This is a genomic window from Streptomyces sp. NPDC088252, assembly GCF_044740965.1.
Classification (GTDB): domain Bacteria; phylum Actinomycetota; class Actinomycetes; order Streptomycetales; family Streptomycetaceae; genus Streptomyces.
The window spans coordinates 203,644-219,762 of record NZ_JBIURS010000003.1; the positions used below are offsets into that span (position 1 = coordinate 203,644).

Here is a 16,119-nt window from a genome sequence, read left to right on the forward strand (position 1 = left end):
CGGGCCTCAGGAACAGAAGCCCGCGAAAACCCGCCCTGTGCGGCGTCTCACCACTGGGCACCACCCGGCGGTGCGCACCCCGATTGTTCCTGGCTGAGGCCCTGGTTGCGAACCCGGGGGCGGACCTGGGTGTCACAGCTCACTCTGCCCTCTTCCCGGACACAGGGGGCTGAAGTACGGCGAACACGGCACCCTGATCGTCCTGGAGGACCGCCATCCGCCCGTACGGGATGTCGAAGGGCGGTGCCGAGATCCGGCCGCCGAGGCGTACGGCGTGTCCGGCGGTGGCATTGCAGTCCTCGACGGCGAAGTAGGTGAGGAAGTAGCTGGGCATCTCGGCCGGGAAGGCGTCGGTGATGACGCTGCGCCCGCCGACCGCGGTGTCCGGTCCCGGTTCCGTACCCGCCGGGGACCACATGCGGAAGTCGACGTCGCGGCCGGACTCCGCCGCGCCGGGCCGGGGCGCGCCGGGCCCGGCCCCACCGGGCTCCTCCTCGCCGGCTTCGTCCTCGCCCGGTTCGCCCCCACCGGGTTCTCCCCCGCCGGATTCCTCCTCGCCCGAGGTGCCGAGGTCGGTGCCCTGGAAGCCGAAGACCTCCTCGTAGAAGGCGTCGACGCGGTCCTTGTGCCGGGTGTGGACCTCGGTCCAGCAGAAGGAGACCGGTTCGTTCTGCTTCTCGAAACCCTCGCGGTCACCGGCCTGCCAGAGCCCGAAGACCGCTCCGCCGGGGTCGGCCGCCTGGGCGACCGCTCCGGCCCGGCCGGCCCGCACGGGGTCGATGATCACTTGGCCGCCCGCCTCCCTGACGCGGGCGACGGACGCGACGATGTCGTCGGTGGCGAAGTAGATCCCCCAGGCGGTGGGCATCCGGCCGTCCTGCTTGGCGACGAGTGCGGCGACGAGCTTGCCGCCGCTGAAGGCGTCCGCGTACGGGCCGTCCCCGGCCCGGAAGGTCCAGCCGAACAGCTCACCGTAGAAACGCTTGCCCGCTTCGAGGTCGGGCAGCTGCACGTCCACCCAGCACGGCGCGGATTGCGCGAATGCGGCCATGGGCCCGGTCCCTCCGTCGCGGTCGTTCGCGGTCGTTCGCCGCCGGTTCGCGGTTTGTTCGCAGTTGTCCGCGGTCGTTCCCGGTCGCTCGCGATTCACCACGGTGACGCTCGTCACAGCAAACGTAACCGCCGGTGGCGCGCACCGCCCCCCGACCCGTTCACATCGAACACATTTCCGGCAGAAGAGTTCCTTGCTCACCGCGTCACGGAAAGTTATCCACCGAAGTTATCCACAGGCTGTTGATAACACTTATCCCCTGTGGGGCGCATGCGTCGATATCCGGCCACTCCCCCCGGCGCGTCTGCGGCGCTCCCCATTTGCAGTCGGCCGAATCGCGCTCCGATCACCCCTCGGTAAGCTGACGGCATGACAGGACAAGTACGCACCGTCGACGGCCGCGTGGCCGGTCGACGCGGACAGGCGACGCGGCAGAAGCTGCTCGACTGCCTCAGCGAGATGCTCAGTTCCTCGCCGTACCGGGACGTCAAAGTTATCGACGTGGCCCGGAAGGCGGGGACTTCACCCGCGACCTTCTACCAATACTTCCCCGACGTCGAGGGCGCCGTCCTCGAAATCGCCGAAGAAATGGCCAAGGAGGGCGCCGAACTGACCGAACTGGTCGCAGGTCGTTCCTGGGTCGGCAAGGCCGGCTGGCAGACCGCCGAAGAACTCGTCGAGGGGTTCCTCGACTTCTGGCGACATCATGACGCGATCCTGCGCGTGGTCGACCTCGGGGCGGCCGAGGGCGACAAGCGGTTCTACAAGATCCGCATGAAGATCCTGAACTCGGTCACCAACTCCCTTACGGACGCGGTGAAGGAGCTCCAGGCCAAGGGCAAGGTCGACAAGGACGTCAGCGCCGCCGCGATGTCGGGATCACTGGTCGCGATGCTGGCCGCGGTCGCCTCGCATCAGAAGGGCTTCACCACCTGGGGCGTGAAGCAGGCCGAACTCAAGCCGAATCTCGCACTGTTGGTTCATCTGGGCATCACCGGCAAGAAGCCGACGAAGTAACGCCGGCACCGGGACGCCACGCGCACCGGGCCACCTCCCGCACTGGGCACCGCGCGGCCGTTCCGGGCGCCCCAGGTCCTGTCTCACACACGGCGGACCGCATGCGTGGTCCGCCGTCTGTGCACCCGGACCGTTCCACGGATCGCCCCAACAGCCTTTTGCGCGAACTGTTTTCGCACCCCCCACCGGGCGGCTCCCCCGCACCGGGCGCCATGTGCACCGTTCCTCGCCCATCGTTTCCCCACCCATCGCTTCCGCGTCCGGCCGTGTGCAGCCCGGTCAGCCCCCGTCGGCCCGGCCGGCCCCGTCGGCCCCTGAGTCGTCCCGCCGCTCCAGTCTGAACAGCCGGATCTCCCGCTCGACCCGCGCCTGGTACGTCGCGTAGGGCGGCCAGAACTTCAGCGCCGTCCGCCACACCGCCTCCCGTTCCGCCCCCTGCAGCAGCGTGGCGCGCACCGGAATGTCCCGGCCCTGCCAGTTGACGACGGCCCGGTCGGGGCCGGCCAGCAGATTCGCGGTCCAGGCCGGATGCCCCGTACGGCCGAAGTTGCTGCCGACCAGGATCCAGCTCCGCTCCGTCCCGTTCTCCGGCATGCAGGCCAGCGGAGTGGTCCTGGGCCGTCCGCTCCTCGCGCCCGGCACCGTCAGGATCAGCCCCGGCAGCATCTGGGCGCTGAGCAGCACCTTTCCGCGTGTGAGCCGATGCACCGCGCGGTCCATGGCGGGGACGACGTGCGGGGCGATCCTCGCGAACGCGCGGGTGGAGGACACCTTCTGGACCAGCCGGACGCCGGGCGCCATCAGACCGCCACCCGCTCGGCCGATCCGGAGGCGGACGGCGCCGGGCCGCCGGACGGCCGCTCGGCGGGCACCCGACCGGCGGACACCCCACCGGCGGACGCCCGCCCACTGCTCGACGGCGCGAACAGCCCGGCCCGGTGGGCCGCATGGTCGCGGAGCCGGTGAACGGGGCCGAAGAGCAGTTCGTCGGCGGCGGCCCGCCTGAAGTACGGATGTGCCTCGTGCTCCCCGGCGAAACCGGTCCCGCCGGGCAGCTGAACGGCCTCGCCGGTGGTGATCCGCAGCGCCTCCAGCGCCTGGGCGAGGGCGAGGCCCCCGGCCGTCGGCTCCCAGGCCGCGTAGTACGCGGCGGAGCGGGCCGCCTCCACCCGTACGTACAGATCCGCGAGGCGGGGCTCCACGGCGCGGGGGGAGCCGGTCGCTCCGCCGGGCCGCTCGCGCGCCCTGACGCGTGCGACGGTTCGCTCCAGCGCACCCGCCGCCGCCCCCACCGCCTCCGCCGCGAGCAGGGCGGCGACCCCGCCCCCGGCCGAGGCGAGAGCGTCGGTCACGTCCACGGTGTCGTCCGCGCCGAGCAGTTCGGCCTCGGCGTCGCGGAGTTCGACGCGGGCCAGCGGGCGGGTCTCGTCCAGTGGGGTCAGGCGGGTGCGGACGACTCCGGCCGCCGTGTCCGGGCGGACCAGGAAGAGGAGCGTACGGCTGCGCGGGAAGCCGCCGGTGTGGGCGGCGACCAGGAGGAGTCCCGCACTGTGCCCGTCGAGGACCTGGGCGGCCTCGCCGTACAGCCGCCAGCCCTCCGCGCCGCCGACCGGCCTGGCCTGTACGCCGCCGGCCCGGCCGCCACCCGCCCAGGCGCCGCCGGTGGGGTCACCGGTGAGCCCGAGCGCGGTGGGGAGCGAGCCGCCGGGCACGGCCAGGGTCGCGGTCAGTCCGCCTGCGGCGATGCGCGGCAGCAGGGCGGTGCGCTGGGCCTCGGTGCCGAGCGCGACGACCAGGGGCGCGGCGAGTGCCGCGGTGGGGATCAGGGGCGACGGCAGCAGGGCGCGACCGGTCTCCTCGCAGGCGACCGCGAGCTCGGCGAGGCCGCGTCCGGCGCCTCCGCACTCCTCGGGGAGGGCGAGTCCGGGCAGTCCGGGATCCCGGGCGAGCTGACACCACAGGGCCTCGTCGTACCCGTCGGCGGTCCGCGCGGCGCTGCGGACGTCGGCGGGGCCGCGGCGTTCGGCGAGCAGCTCGCGCAGGGTGCGGCGGATCTCGTCCTGTTCCGCGGTGAAGGCGGCATCCATCGTCGGACTCCTTCCCGTCAGGGGCCTTCGACCCCTGATCTGACGGCCCGTCATGCTAGGCGTCAATCCACGAGATGCCCAGAGTCGCGCAACGGGAGGCGCGGGTGGGACCGGGAAGATCCCGCCCGCCGACCGGTCCGCACCCATCGAATCTGATGTACCGTCAGATTCATGCCTTCTTCCCACCGCAAGGTCGCTGTCGTCGGCATATCCCTCGCCGACTGCGGACGCGTCGACGAGGCCACGCCGTACGCCCTGCACGCCCAGGCCGCCCGCCGGGCGCTCGCCGATTCGGGCCTGGACCGGTCCGTCGTCGACGGTTTCGGCTCCGCCGGACTCGGCACGCTCGCCCCGGTGGAGGTCGCCGAGTATCTGGGGCTGAAACCCGCCTGGGTGGACTCCACCGCGGTCGGCGGCTCGACCTGGGAGGTGATGGCGGCCCATGCGGCGGACGCCATCGCGGCGGGTCACGCCAATGCCGTACTGCTGGTGTACGGGTCGACGGCCCGCGCGGACATCAGGGCGGGCCGCCGTACGTCCAATCTCTCCTTCGGGGCGCGCGGCCCCCTCCAGTTCGAGGTGCCGTACGGGCATTCGCTGATCGCCAAGTACGCGATGGCCGCCCGTCGCCACATGCACGAGTACGGGACGACCCTGGAGCAGCTGGCCGAGGTGGCCGTGCAGGCACGGGCGAACGCGGCGGCCAACCCGGACGCCATGTTCCGCGACCCGATCACCGTCGACGACGTGCTGTCGGGGCCGATGATCGCGGACCCCTTCACCAAGCTGCACTGCTGCATCCGCAGCGACGGCGGCTGCGCGGTGCTGCTGGCCGCCGAGGAGTACGTACCGGACACGGCGAAGGAACCGGTGTGGATCCTCGGTACGGGTGAGCACGCCTCGCACTCCACCATGTCCGAGTGGGACGACTTCACGGTCTCCCCCGCAGCGGTCTCGGGCCACCTGGCGTTCGAACGGGCCGGGGTGCGGCCCGCGGACATCGACCTCGCCGAGATCTACGACGCGTTCACCTACATGACGCTGGTGACGCTGGAGGACCTGGGGTTCTGCGCGAAGGGCGAGGGCGGCGCGTTCGTGGAGAAGGGCCGGACCGGCCTGACGGGCGAACTGCCGGTCAACACCGACGGCGGCGGCCTGTCCGCCTGCCACCCCGGGATGCGCGGGCTGTTCCTGCTGGTGGAGGCGGTACGGCAACTGCGCGGCGAGGCGGGCGAGCGCCAGGTGCGCAGGGCCGGCGGCCGGCTGCCCGAGCTGGCGGTGGCGTCGGGGACGGGCGGCTGGTTCTGCTCGTCGGGGACGGTGGTGCTGGGGCGGGGGTGACGGCCTCGCCCACCGCGACGACCGTGAGCGCTCCTTCAAGCCCCATGCGCTGCAATAGGGCCATGAGCGACGTACACAGGCCCCACGGACAGGGGACCGACACGCAGGGGACCGACGCACAGCAGAGCTTCCTGGACCTGCTCCACGCCCAGCGGGTCTGGGACGTGGACCTTCCCTCCTTCGACCCCGACACCGCGCCCCCCGCCCCGCTGCCCCTCTTCCGCGCCTGGTTCGCCGAGGCCGTGGCCGCCGGGCAGACCGAGCCGCACACGATGTCGCTGGCCACCGTCGACGCCGACGGCCGCCCCGACGTGCGGACGCTGATGCTGCACGACGCGGACGAGCGCGGCTGGCACTTCGCCACACACCGCACCAGCGCCAAGGGCCGCCAGCTCGCCGCCCGCCCGCACGCCGCGCTCGCCTTCTACTGGCCGGTGCAGGGGCGGCAGGTGCGGGTGCGGGGGCCGGTGACCGAGACGAGCCGGGCGGAGAGCCTGGCCGATCTGCACGCCCGCTCGACCGGGGCCCTCGCCGCGGCGCTGACCGGGGCGCAGAGCGAGGTGCTGGGCTCGCGGGCGGAGCTGGCCCGGACCGCCGACGCCGCCTGGGAGCGGGCGCGGGCCGAGCCGGACGCGCAGGTCGCGAGCTGGACGCGGTACGTGGTCGAGCCCCAGGAGGTCGAGTTCTTCCAGGGCGACGCGGAGCGACGCCACGTACGGCTGCGCTACCGCCGGGACGGCGCGGGCTGGACGCGGGAGCTGCTCTGGCCCTGAGGGCTGTCCCGGCGGCCTGCCGGGGCGGCGTTTTATTCGGTTGAGACAGCAAAGGAGCACTATGGGAGACAGGTGAAGACAGGTGAAGACAAGTGGAGACAGGTGAGGACTGGAGGCACCGATGAGCCGAACCCGTTCCCGTTACGCCGCCGACCGCGGGCTGACCACACGCATGGTGACCACCATGTTCCTGATCGGACTCCTGTACGTGGTCCTGGTGGGCGTGCTGCTCGCGGTGCTGCGCGGCGCCTGGCCGATCATTCTGATCCTGGTGGGCGGCATGTTCATCATGCAGTTCTGGTTCAGCGACCGCATCGCGGCGTTCAGCATGGGCGCCCGGGAGGTCACCCCCGAGGAGGCCCCGGAACTGCACGGCACCGTCGACCGTATCTGCGCGCTGGCCGACATGCCCAAGCCCCGGGTGGCGATCGCCCAGAGCGATGTGCCGAACGCCTTCGCCACCGGCCGGAACGAGAAGACCGCCCTCGTCTGCGCCACCACCGGTCTGCTCCGCAGACTGGAGCCGGAGGAGCTGGAGGGCGTGCTCGCGCACGAGATGTCGCACGTCGCGCACCGGGATGTCGCCGTCATGACGATCGCCTCGTTCCTCGGTGTGCTCGCCGGCATCATCACCCGGGTCGCCCTGTGGGGTGGCCTGTCCCGCAACAGCCGGAGCAATGACCCCGTCGGTATCGCGATCATGCTCATCCCGCTGGCCAGCGCGGTCGTGTACTGCCTCAGCTTCCTGCTCACCCGGCTGCTCTCGCGCTACCGCGAGCTCTCCGCCGACCGCACCGCCGCCCTGCTCACCGGGCGCCCCTCGGCGCTCGCCTCCGCCCTCACGAAGGTGAGCGGCCAGATGGCCCGCATCCCGACCGAGGACCTGCGGAAGGCGGAGCCGTACAACGCCTTCTACTTCATGCCCGCGTTCTCCTCCAAGGAGAGCCTGAGCCGACTGCTCTCCTCCCACCCGACCCTCGAACAGCGCCTCGACCAACTGGCCCGCATCTCCGCCGATCTCGCCCGCCCGTAAGGAACGTCCATGGGTCTTCTCGACACCATCCTGGGCCGCAGCAAGCCGGTCCGCCCCGACCTCGACCAGCTCTTCGCCGTGCCCTCCGCCGCGCTCACGCTCCAGGCGGGCGCCGGCTTCACCCCCACCGGTCTCGGCTCGGTCTGCTTCGCGGGCGTCGAGGGCGGCACCTTCGCCCGGATCCAGCAGGACGTGCGCGAACTGCTCGACGCCGACACCGACCGGGGCGGCATCCCGGTGGAGTTCAGCCAGGACACCTATGGCTACACCTGGCTGCTCGCCCGTCAGCCGGCCGATGACACGGCCTCCCTGGTCAACGATCTGCACGCGGTCAACACTCTGCTCCAGGACGGCGGTTTCGGGCCGCAGCTGCTCTGCTCGCTGATCGGCTTCCGGGACGCGCGGGAGCGTCCGCTCGCCCTGGTCTATCTCTACAAGCGCGGCACGTTCTATCCGTTCGCTCCCCTGCCCGGCGGCGTCGAGAAACGGGACAACCAGCTGGAGTTGCAGGTCAGAGCGGTGCTCGGGGACGACCTCCGGATGGAGAAGGACCTGGCCCGATGGTTCCCGGTGTGGGGGGCGCCCGGATTGTGAGCCGGACACCGAACCCGTCCGTATCATCAGGTACATGACTGCCAAGTACCCCGCCCCCGCCGGTGGGCAGCGCGCGTCCGACGCCGACCGCGAAGCGGTGGTGGACCGGTTGAGGGAGGCCGCGGCCGAGGGCCGTATCGACCTCGACGAGCTGGACACGCGACTGGGCGAGGCGCTGGTCGCCAAGACCTACGCCGAGCTGGCGCCCCTCACCGCCGACCTGGGGCCCGCGCCGCAGGACGAGGGGAAGCCGCTGATCCTCAGGGGCGGTGTCCACGGCACGGCACGCACCGGGCGCTGGACGGTGCCCGCGCACATCGATGTGGACGGCGGCATGGGCGGCGCCAGGCTCGACTTCACGCAGACCGAATGCCGGCTGCGCGAGATCGGACTGAAGGTCGACGGACAGATGGGCGGGATCAGGATCACCATCCCCGCGGGCTGGGTCGCGGAGACCGACGAGGTCGATCCCGCCATGGGCGGCGTCAAGGACCGGACCACGGCGGAACGGCTCCCGGGTGCCCCGCTGATCCGGGTCACCGGCACGGCCGGCATGGGCGGTGTGATCGTCCGCTACCCCGGCGCGTGGGAGCGGTGGAAGCTGCGGCGCGGCAGGTCGCGCTGAGTCATGCCGGATGGGCGGCAAAGCCGGGGCCGCCCCACGGCCGGAAGACCGGGACGGCCTCCCCGCCCGCCTCGTGCCGGAAGGCGACCCGGAGCCGCATGCCGATCGCCGGGCCGGACTCCGCGCACTCCACGATCTCCGTCATCATCCGCGGTCCCTCGGCCAGGTCGACGACGGCGGCGGTGTACGGGACGCGGGCGCCGAACGGCGGCAGGTCGTTGCGGTGGACGACGGACCACGTGTACAGCCTGGCGTCCCCGCTCGCCCGCTCCCAGGCGACGTCCTCGCTCCAGCAGTGCGGGCAGAACTCGCGGGGGTAGTGGTGGGCGCGCCCGCAGGCGCGGCAGCGGCGCAGCAGCAACTGCCCCCGGGCGGCGGCGTCCCAGAAGGGGCGCGTGAAGGCGTCGGGCTCGGGGAGGTCGAAACGTACGGCGGCCACGGTCACAGGAAGAATCCGATCGCTTCGTCGAGGGACCAGGTCTGCCAGGACATCGCGAACAGCGCGACGAGCGAGATGAGCGCCATCATCGCGTTCTGCCCCTGTTCGGCCCAGTCGTGGATCATCAGCACGAGATAGAGGAGGTTGAGCAGGAGCCCGGCGACGAGGGCGACGGGCGTGAGGAATCCGGCGATCAGGCCGATTCCCAGGGCGAGTTCGGCGTACACGACGAGGTAGGCCATGGCCTTGGGGCGCGGGGCGACGATCCGCCGGAAGCCGGTGCGGACGGCCGCCCACCGGTGCTTGCCCGCCACGTCCGCGGCCCAGGCGATCCCGGTACCACGTTCGAACCAGCCCTTCTTGTCCTTGTGCCGCCAACTCTCCAGCCACCACAGGCCGAGGCCTATCCGGAGAACGGCGAGCCACTCGGCTCCGCCGAGCCAGATCGTCTGCATGGGACCTCCCGGTCACTGAATCTGACGGTACGTCAGTTCACCTGATGGGGGCGGCTCACGCAAGAGGCGTGCGGAATGTGCGCCGGAGGCGCACACCCGTGATCCATTCGCAACCGATTCCGGTCTTGACCGAGACCCATCAAGCAAGTGCGCGGTTACGCTCCGAACCATGTCCGACAGCGCACCTACCGCCGGTAGCCCCAACCCGGCCCCCACCGACCTCACCGAGGACCGGCCCGTGTACGTCATCGGGGGCGGTCCGGGCGGTCTCGCCGCCGCCGCGGCCCTGCGCGAGCAGGGGGTACGGGCGATCGTGCTGGAGAAGTCGGCGAACGTCGGAGCGTCCTGGCGCCGTCACTACGACCGGCTGCACCTCCACACGACCCGGCGCTGGTCCGCACTGCCGGGGCTCGCCATGCCGCGCCGGTTCGGACGCTGGGTGGCCAGGGACGATGTGGTGCGCTACCTGGACAAGTACGTCGAGCACCACGGGCTGGAGGTGGTGACCGGCGTCGAGGTGTCCCGCATCGACCGGACCCCGGACGGGGCGGGCTGGCACCTGACCGCGACCGGCGGCCGGATGCTGACCGGCCGGGCCGTCGTCGTCGCCACCGGTTACAACCACACCCCGCGCATCCCCGACTGGTCCGGCCGCGCCACCTACACCGGCGACCTGGTGCACGCCTCCGACTACCGCAACCCCGCTCCGTTCGCGGGCAAGGACGTCCTCGTCGTCGGCATCGGCAACACGGGTGCGGAGCTCGCCGTCGACCTGGTGGAGGGCGGGGCGTCCCGGGTGCGGATCGCCGTGCGCACCGTGCCGCACATCGTGCGCCGCTCGACCGCGGGCTGGCCCGCCCAGGCGACCGGCATCCTGGTACGCAGACTGCCGGTCCGGCTGGTCGACCGGGCCGGTCGCCTGATGGCCCGCATCGCCGTGCCCGACCTCGCCGCGCAAGGGCTGCCACGCCCGGACACCGGCCTCTACTCACGGGTCAGGAACGGCGCCATCCCGGTGCAGGACGTGGGGCTGATCGACGCGGTGAGGGGCGGCCGGGTGGTGCCGGTGGCGGCCGTCGAGTCGTTCGACCAGGACGCGGTGGTGCTGGCCGACGGGGAACGGATCACCCCGGACGCGGTGATCGCGGCGACCGGCTACCACCGGGCCCTGGAGGGGCTGGTCGGCCACCTCGGCGTACTGGACGCGAGGGGCAGACCGGTGGTGCACGGCGGCCGCACGCCCAAGCAGGCACCCGGTCTGTACTTCACCGGGTTCACCAACCCGATCAGCGGCATGTTCCGCGAAATGGCCCTGGACGCACGGAAGATCGCGAAGCGGCTGTCCCGCACGGGCTGACCGCTCGAGTGCCGGACGGGGGCCTGCGCGCGGGCGTCAGGCGTAACGCGGGAGCACGTCGGTCGAGATCGTCCGCTCACCGATGGTGACGCCCTCGCCGTGCACGAAGTCCTTGCGGATCGCATATCGCGGGCCTTCCGGCCGAGCGGCCCCATCGGGTCGGATCGGCACTCGCGGCAGCGGCCCGGCTCCGGTGCGGAAACAACGTCTCAGGCGCGGCGGACCCGCCAGAGCCATGCTGCCGTGCCGGCCAGCAGGACGAGCATCGCCAGGTTGGCCAGGAGGGCCGGGGCATCGCCCGCCGGGCCGCCGCCGGACAGGTTCCAGGTGGCGATGACGGCACTCGGCAGGACGGCGGCAAGCAGTACGCCGGTGGTCTTCTGGACGGCGACCCAGTGCACCGAGGTGCAGAGAAGTACCGCGCCGGTGACGCGCAACAGGACGCCGAACAGCGGCCCGGGGAGGTCGGGGAAGACCATCATGAAGGGCAGCGAGAGGGTGAGCATCAGGAGCGGGACCAGGGGATGCACCTTGCCACGCCCGGCGGGCGCGTCGACACCGCTCCGGACCGGGGCCCCGGCGGCCCCGTTCCCCGCCTCGGCCAGCGCCGTCGCCGCGATCGTGCGGGGGTCCCCCAGCTCCGCCAGGACCTCGCCGATCACGGCATCGGGGCGTTCGGCGCGCGTCACCTCGATGTGTTCGGCGAGGTCGGCGAGGAGTTCCTGACGACGGTCGGCGGGGAGCGCGGAGGCCTCGCGCTCGACGGCGGAGAGGTAGTCGCTTACAAGGTCGGCAGAGGTCTTCATGCGAGGTCTCCGGTAACGGGGTGCGGGGTGGTCAGGAAGGTGTCGACGGCGTTGCGGAAGCCGGGCCAGACGCGGGTGAACTCGTCGAGCGCGGCCCGGCCGCTGTCGGTGAGCGCGTAGTAGCGACGGGGTGGGCCGGAGGCGGACTCCTGCCAGGTGGTGGTGACCAGGTCGTCGCGGCGGAGCCGGGACAGCAGCGGGTAGACCGTGCCCTGGCTGGTGGCCAGGGCACCGGAGTCCTCCAAGGCATGGAGGAGTTCCACGCCGTAGCGGGGGCGGTCCCGCATCAGGGCGAGTACGCAGTACTCCAGGACACCCTTGCGCAGCTGGGCGGCTGCCCGGGCCTGCCTGGCCGAATCGCTTGGTTCCATGCAATGCAAGATACCTGGTGGGGCAAGCAGATGGGAAGAGGACGCGAAACCCCTTGACCCATCAGTCCGGTGGCGCCGGCACTTACGGCCTTCCGGGTCGTCACCGGGCCGCGATGAGACGGGTGGCTCCGACAAACCCGCAGATCGGAAACAGCTCAAAAGCCTCCTCGCTCGCCGGGTTCCCCAGGGATGGGCCGAAGACGGCGAACGGCGGCCGTAACTCCGGCCTACTGATTGGACGTTCGAGATCGGCGAGGGGTGGTACGGCGGGGCTGTGCGGCGGGGCGTCCGCTCGGTCCGCCGCCCCGTTCGCCGCCCCGTCTGCGTACCGTTGCCGCATGGACGTGTTCGACGAGTTGTTGCGTGGCGTGCGGGGGAAGGGGTCGCTCTTCGGTCGCTCGGTGCTGTATCCACCGTGGTCGCTGAGGTTCACGGACGGCGCCTATCTGACCCTGTGCATGCCGCTGCGCGGCGAGGGGTGGATCGTCCCGGACGGCGGCGGAGGGGACGGCGCCGGCAAGGGCGGGACGGACGGCAACGGCAACGGTGATCTCGCCGCGCGCCGGGTGCGGGCCGGCGAGGCCGCGATCGTGCGGGGCCCGGCCCCTTTCGTCTTCACCGACGCACCGGCCACGGATACGGGCCCGGAACCGGGCGCGTCCGTGCACGAGGTGCGCTGGGGCACCGGCCCCGGAAAAGAACCGGCGCCGCCGGACGAACTCGGCGGCCCCACCGTCCTGTTGGCCGCCGCCTACGACGTGCACGCCGAGGTCCCGCAGCGGCTGCTCCGGGTCCTTCCACCGGTGCTCGTCGTGCCGGACGAAGAGGACTTTTCACCGCTGCGCGACTATCTGGAGACGCAGATCGGCGGGCCACGGCCGGGTCGGCAGATCGTGCTGGACCGGCTGCTGGACTGGCTGCTGGTGTGCACGCTCCGTGACTGGTTCGACCGCCCGGAGGCGGCCCCGCCCGCCTGGTACCACGCCCTCGGCGACGAGATCGCGGGCCCGGCCCTGAGCGCCCTGCACGAGGACCCGGCGCATCCGTGGACGACGGCGGAGCTGGCCGCACGCGCCGGGGTCTCACGGACCACGTTCGCCAAGCGGTTCACGGAGCTGGTCGGGGAGGGCCCGGTGGCGTATCTGACCGAATGGCGCATGACGCTCGCCGCCGACCTGCTGAGCCGCCAGGACCTGACGGTGGCGGCGGTGGCCCGCCGGGTGGGGTACGCCGACGCGTTCGGTTTCAGCGCGGCGTTCAAGCGGGTCCGGAGCGTCAGCCCGAGCGCGTACCGCCGTGCGCCCGGGGCGCGGGGCGGGCCGGACCGGGAGTCCCCGGCAGGCTGACGCCCCGCCCCCACCGCCCGTCCGATCCCCGCCCCGGGCTCAGCCGGTCCAGGCGCCCGCGTCCGCCGCCCTGCGCACGAACTCGCCGAAGTCCCGCGGCTCGCGCCCCAGCGCACGCCGCACGCCGTCGACGACCGGAGCCTCCTGGCTCGTACGGATCGGCTTCATCGCGTCCGTCCACAGCACCGCCTCTTCCGGGGCCATCCCCTGGGCGACCAGTCCGGCCCGGAACTCCCCGTCGGGGACCGGGACATAGGCGGCCCGCCGCCCGGTGACCTTCGCGATCTCGGCCAGCGCGTCGTCGACGGTGAGCGCCCTCGTCCCGGACAGCTCGTACACCTGGCCCTCGTGACCGGGCCGGGTGAGCGCGGCGACGGCGACGTCCGCGATGTCGTCCGCGTCGACGAACGCGGCGGCCCCGTCCCCCGCGGGCAGCGCCAGCTCACCACTGATCACCCCGTCGAGGAACACCCCCTCACTGAAGTTCTGCGCGAACCAGCCGGGCCGCAGGATCGTCCACGGCACCCCCGAGGCCCGCACCGCCAGCTCCCCCTCCAGATGCGGCCCGGTCACGTCGTAGGAGTCCCCGAAGTACCCCGGCACGTCGACACCCCGGGCGGACAACAGCACCAGCCGCCCGATCCCGGCCGCCGCGGCCCGCTCCACCAGGGCGGGGGTCCGGGAGGGAGTCAGGTCCAGCGGAACGATGTACGCCGCCGCGGCCCCCTCCAGCGCCGCATCCCAGGTCCCCCGGTCGTCCCAGTCGAACGGCGTCTCCCCGGACCGCGACGCCACCCGCGCCTCCACCCCTTGCCCCCGCAACCGGTCCACGACCCTGCGCCCGGTCTTCCCGGTACCGCCGATCACGAGTACGGGCCGGCCCGGAGCGTTCCGTGCTTCCTGCGTCTGCTGTGCGTTCTGTGTCATACGGGAAGCCTGTCCCGACACCCCGGCCACCGACCATGTCCCGGAATCCGGAATGGATGTCCGGGCGTCCGGACGCCGGAACGGGAAGCAGTGGGCATTCGCAACCTGTCGGGGTTACCGAACACGAACGGGTACCCCTTCCGTTCGATCCCTAGTGTGGCTGCCACAGCCATCGACTGCGCCATGTTGACCCGCCTAAGGCAGGAGAACGTGATGGACCAAGCCGATCTCAGCGTGACCAGCAGCCAGTTGACCGCTCTGGCGGATGACCTCGATGACATGCAGGATCATCTGACCAAACAGATCAGGCGCATGGACACGATCGTCGACACGATCGAGGCAGGTTGGGGCGGCTCCACCGCCAAGGCATACCGCAAACTTCACCGGGGCGCCGCTGAGGATGCTGTCAGAATCCGCGAGGTCATCAAGATACTTGGCAAAGCGGTAAGGCTGAGCAAGGACGGCTTCACAGAACAGGAGTTGGACTTACTCGACCAATTCCGGCGTGCCCAGAGCTCCGTGGATGTGACCGCAGAGGCCGGGACACTATCCACCCCGAACCTGGATTCGGCGCAGCAGCAGTCGAATCGGCGAAGCGCCCTCAGCGACTTGTGACACCAGGGGGAACCATGCCGTCGGACGACGACCACATAGCAGTCGACTTTCCAACTCTGTGGAATCTGTCCGCCGACCTTGAAGAAATCCTCGTAAAGCTCGATGAGAAGCTGACTCTGCTGTACGACCGCGCGGAGAACGTGGTTCTGACCTGGGACGGTGAGGCACGGCGCACCTTTGTTGACGAACTCGACAAGTGGGACCGCTCGGCACAGGACTTGCAGGCGGCCCAGGCGTGGCTTCACGAGATCGTGGTCACCGGACACACCAACTACGTGGCGGCCCACCGAGCCGTCCTGCGAGGCTGGGGGGCTGCGTGATGACCACTCCTTCGCCTTCTCCACCGGCAACCCCTCCTCCCTCATCCGGCGGTGCCTCCTCTGCGCCGTCACCCAGTGGGGCAGGACCAACTCCGCAGCCCTCGCCGGGGAGCCTCACCGACCCCTACGGCAAGGACATCTCCCAGGAGGACTCGGCCTCGGCCCGTCGACGCCGCGTGGAGGAAGTGCGCAAGCTCAAGCCTCTGCCCCCGGATATCGCCGGCGGATTTGATGTCAAACCGACTCACCTGTACTTCGCCTCTTATACGCTCCGAAACAGTCACTACGACTTCTCCGATCAGTCCCTGCGCCTGCTCGAACAGCTGGAGATGCATGAACATGCCGGCGGAGTCGGCAGCGGACCGGAGGCCTTCGCTTCCGCATATGCGAAGGTCGCCATCCGATTTTTACAGGTATGGGACAAGGCGGCGGTCGGAGTCGGTGGCGCGGCCGTGGGGCTCACGGCCACGGCCAATCACTACATGGATGCCGAGTACAGGACGCATCCCGTACCGGGGCCGTCTCCGAAGCAGCCGTTGCCCCATGTGATGACCAAGCCCTCTTCCTGCCGACCGGTGCCGGAACTCGGCTGGGGCAACCCTCCTGAAGAATCAGGCTGGGGCAACGACATCCTCAATGCCGTGGTCGCCGGCTTGGGATCTGTCGGTGGCGCCCTCCTCAGCCCAATATTCAAGTATGTGCTGAGGCACGGCAAAGTCGCCGACATCACCCCTGGCGGCGACGATCTCACCCTGCCCAAAATCGCAGACGCCTGGCGTCAGGCCAGGACCGCAGCGAAGAAGTCGGCCAACGAGTTCGACGACGCCCTCTCGTACATCACCGACTCGGCGTCCGGGCACAGTGAGTGGCAGGATGCGATGAAGCAGTTCTGCGGCAGCATCTGGGGGACGACAGCCTGGGGCCAGGAACGAGCAGGTCACAAGTAGGGGCACAAAGTTGGT

The 16,119-nt window shown here is 71.1% G+C and carries 19 protein-coding genes; 11 read left to right on the forward strand and 8 right to left on the reverse strand.

The genetic code is table 11. The features are described 5' to 3' along the window. Window positions 1–139 precede the first annotated feature (139 nt). On the reverse strand, window positions 140–1,051 hold the full coding sequence (locus ACIOHC_RS07875; RefSeq protein WP_401841914.1) for a VOC family protein: 912 nt from the start codon (window positions 1,049–1,051) through the stop codon (window positions 140–142). 369 nt (window positions 1,052–1,420) lie between these two features. On the opposite strand from ACIOHC_RS07875, the gene ACIOHC_RS07880 reads away from it, so the two are divergent. After that, window positions 1,421–2,068 (forward strand): TetR family transcriptional regulator, encoded by a 648-nt coding sequence (locus tag ACIOHC_RS07880; protein WP_351072558.1) that lies wholly within the window; start codon window positions 1,421–1,423, stop codon window positions 2,066–2,068. 279 nt (window positions 2,069–2,347) lie between these two features. On the opposite strand, the gene ACIOHC_RS07885 is transcribed toward ACIOHC_RS07880, so the two are convergent. Next, complete coding sequence (locus ACIOHC_RS07885; RefSeq protein WP_351072556.1) at window positions 2,348–2,869, reverse strand: nitroreductase/quinone reductase family protein; 522 nt, start codon at window positions 2,867–2,869, stop codon at window positions 2,348–2,350. After that, window positions 2,869–4,155 (reverse strand): acyl-CoA dehydrogenase family protein, encoded by a 1,287-nt coding sequence (locus tag ACIOHC_RS07890; protein ID WP_389636491.1) that lies wholly within the window; start codon window positions 4,153–4,155, stop codon window positions 2,869–2,871. Before ACIOHC_RS07890 ends, ACIOHC_RS07885 begins: the two co-directional genes overlap by 1 nt. Before the next feature lie 171 nt (window positions 4,156–4,326). Between ACIOHC_RS07890 and ACIOHC_RS07895 the strand changes: the two genes are divergently transcribed. From ACIOHC_RS07895 to ACIOHC_RS07915, 5 genes are all read left to right on the forward strand, one after another. Continuing rightward, window positions 4,327–5,496, forward strand: a complete 1,170-nt coding sequence (locus ACIOHC_RS07895; protein WP_401841918.1) for a thiolase C-terminal domain-containing protein — start codon at window positions 4,327–4,329, stop codon at window positions 5,494–5,496. A 62-nt stretch (window positions 5,497–5,558) separates the two neighbouring features. Then, on the forward strand, window positions 5,559–6,269 hold the full coding sequence (locus tag ACIOHC_RS07900; protein WP_351072550.1) for a pyridoxal 5'-phosphate synthase: 711 nt from the start codon (window positions 5,559–5,561) through the stop codon (window positions 6,267–6,269). 121 nt (window positions 6,270–6,390) lie between these two features. Beyond that, window positions 6,391–7,302, forward strand: coding sequence for a zinc metalloprotease HtpX (gene htpX / locus ACIOHC_RS07905; RefSeq protein WP_351072549.1), 912 nt, complete (start codon window positions 6,391–6,393; stop codon window positions 7,300–7,302). A gap of 9 nt (window positions 7,303–7,311) precedes the next feature. After that, on the forward strand, window positions 7,312–7,896 hold the full coding sequence (locus ACIOHC_RS07910) for a hypothetical protein (protein WP_351072547.1): 585 nt from the start codon (window positions 7,312–7,314) through the stop codon (window positions 7,894–7,896). 34 nt (window positions 7,897–7,930) lie between these two features. Beyond that, window positions 7,931–8,521, forward strand: a complete 591-nt coding sequence (locus ACIOHC_RS07915) for a DUF1707 domain-containing protein (protein ID WP_401841922.1) — start codon at window positions 7,931–7,933, stop codon at window positions 8,519–8,521. 1 nt (window position 8,522) lies between these two features. On the opposite strand, the gene ACIOHC_RS07920 is transcribed toward ACIOHC_RS07915, so the two are convergent. Continuing rightward, window positions 8,523–8,960: a Zn-ribbon domain-containing OB-fold protein gene (locus ACIOHC_RS07920; protein ID WP_351072543.1), complete on the reverse strand. Its 438-nt coding sequence runs from the start codon at window positions 8,958–8,960 to the stop codon at window positions 8,523–8,525. 2 nt (window positions 8,961–8,962) lie between these two features. After that, entirely contained in the window at window positions 8,963–9,415 is a 453-nt protein-coding gene (locus ACIOHC_RS07925) for a DoxX family protein (protein ID WP_351072541.1), read from the reverse strand. Between the two features lie 169 nt (window positions 9,416–9,584). On the opposite strand from ACIOHC_RS07925, the gene ACIOHC_RS07930 reads away from it, so the two are divergent. Next, window positions 9,585–10,772, forward strand: coding sequence for a flavin-containing monooxygenase (locus tag ACIOHC_RS07930; RefSeq protein WP_389636493.1), 1,188 nt, complete (start codon window positions 9,585–9,587; stop codon window positions 10,770–10,772). A 209-nt stretch (window positions 10,773–10,981) separates the two neighbouring features. Here ACIOHC_RS07930 and ACIOHC_RS07935 read toward each other — a convergent pair whose 3' ends face one another. Next, on the reverse strand, window positions 10,982–11,578 hold the full coding sequence (locus ACIOHC_RS07935) for an HAAS signaling domain-containing protein (protein ID WP_401841925.1): 597 nt from the start codon (window positions 11,576–11,578) through the stop codon (window positions 10,982–10,984). Then, the gene (locus tag ACIOHC_RS07940; RefSeq protein ID WP_351072535.1) at window positions 11,575–11,949 is read right to left on the reverse strand and encodes a PadR family transcriptional regulator; all 375 of its coding nucleotides are present in this window, start codon (window positions 11,947–11,949) and stop codon (window positions 11,575–11,577) included. Before ACIOHC_RS07940 ends, ACIOHC_RS07935 begins: the two co-directional genes overlap by 4 nt. Before the next feature lie 338 nt (window positions 11,950–12,287). On the opposite strand from ACIOHC_RS07940, the gene ACIOHC_RS07945 reads away from it, so the two are divergent. Further along, the gene (locus ACIOHC_RS07945; RefSeq protein ID WP_351072533.1) at window positions 12,288–13,295 is read left to right on the forward strand and encodes an AraC family transcriptional regulator; all 1,008 of its coding nucleotides are present in this window, start codon (window positions 12,288–12,290) and stop codon (window positions 13,293–13,295) included. Window positions 13,296–13,334: 39 nt separating this feature from the next. Here the strand turns inward: ACIOHC_RS07945 and ACIOHC_RS07950 are convergent, their stop codons facing one another. Then, window positions 13,335–14,222, reverse strand: a complete 888-nt coding sequence (locus ACIOHC_RS07950) for an NAD(P)H-binding protein (RefSeq protein WP_365691126.1) — start codon at window positions 14,220–14,222, stop codon at window positions 13,335–13,337. Window positions 14,223–14,435: 213 nt separating this feature from the next. Between ACIOHC_RS07950 and ACIOHC_RS07955 the strand changes: the two genes are divergently transcribed. The 3 genes from ACIOHC_RS07955 (at window position 14,436) to ACIOHC_RS07965 (ending at window position 16,104) form a co-directional block, all read left to right on the forward strand. Then, window positions 14,436–14,837 (forward strand): WXG100 family type VII secretion target, encoded by a 402-nt coding sequence (locus ACIOHC_RS07955; protein ID WP_401842184.1) that lies wholly within the window; start codon window positions 14,436–14,438, stop codon window positions 14,835–14,837. Window positions 14,838–14,851: 14 nt separating this feature from the next. Next, entirely contained in the window at window positions 14,852–15,157 is a 306-nt protein-coding gene (locus ACIOHC_RS07960; RefSeq protein ID WP_401841929.1) for a WXG100 family type VII secretion target, read from the forward strand. Window positions 15,158–15,342: 185 nt separating this feature from the next. Further along, window positions 15,343–16,104: a hypothetical protein gene (locus ACIOHC_RS07965; RefSeq protein ID WP_401841931.1), complete on the forward strand. Its 762-nt coding sequence runs from the start codon at window positions 15,343–15,345 to the stop codon at window positions 16,102–16,104. Window positions 16,105–16,119 lie beyond the last annotated feature (15 nt).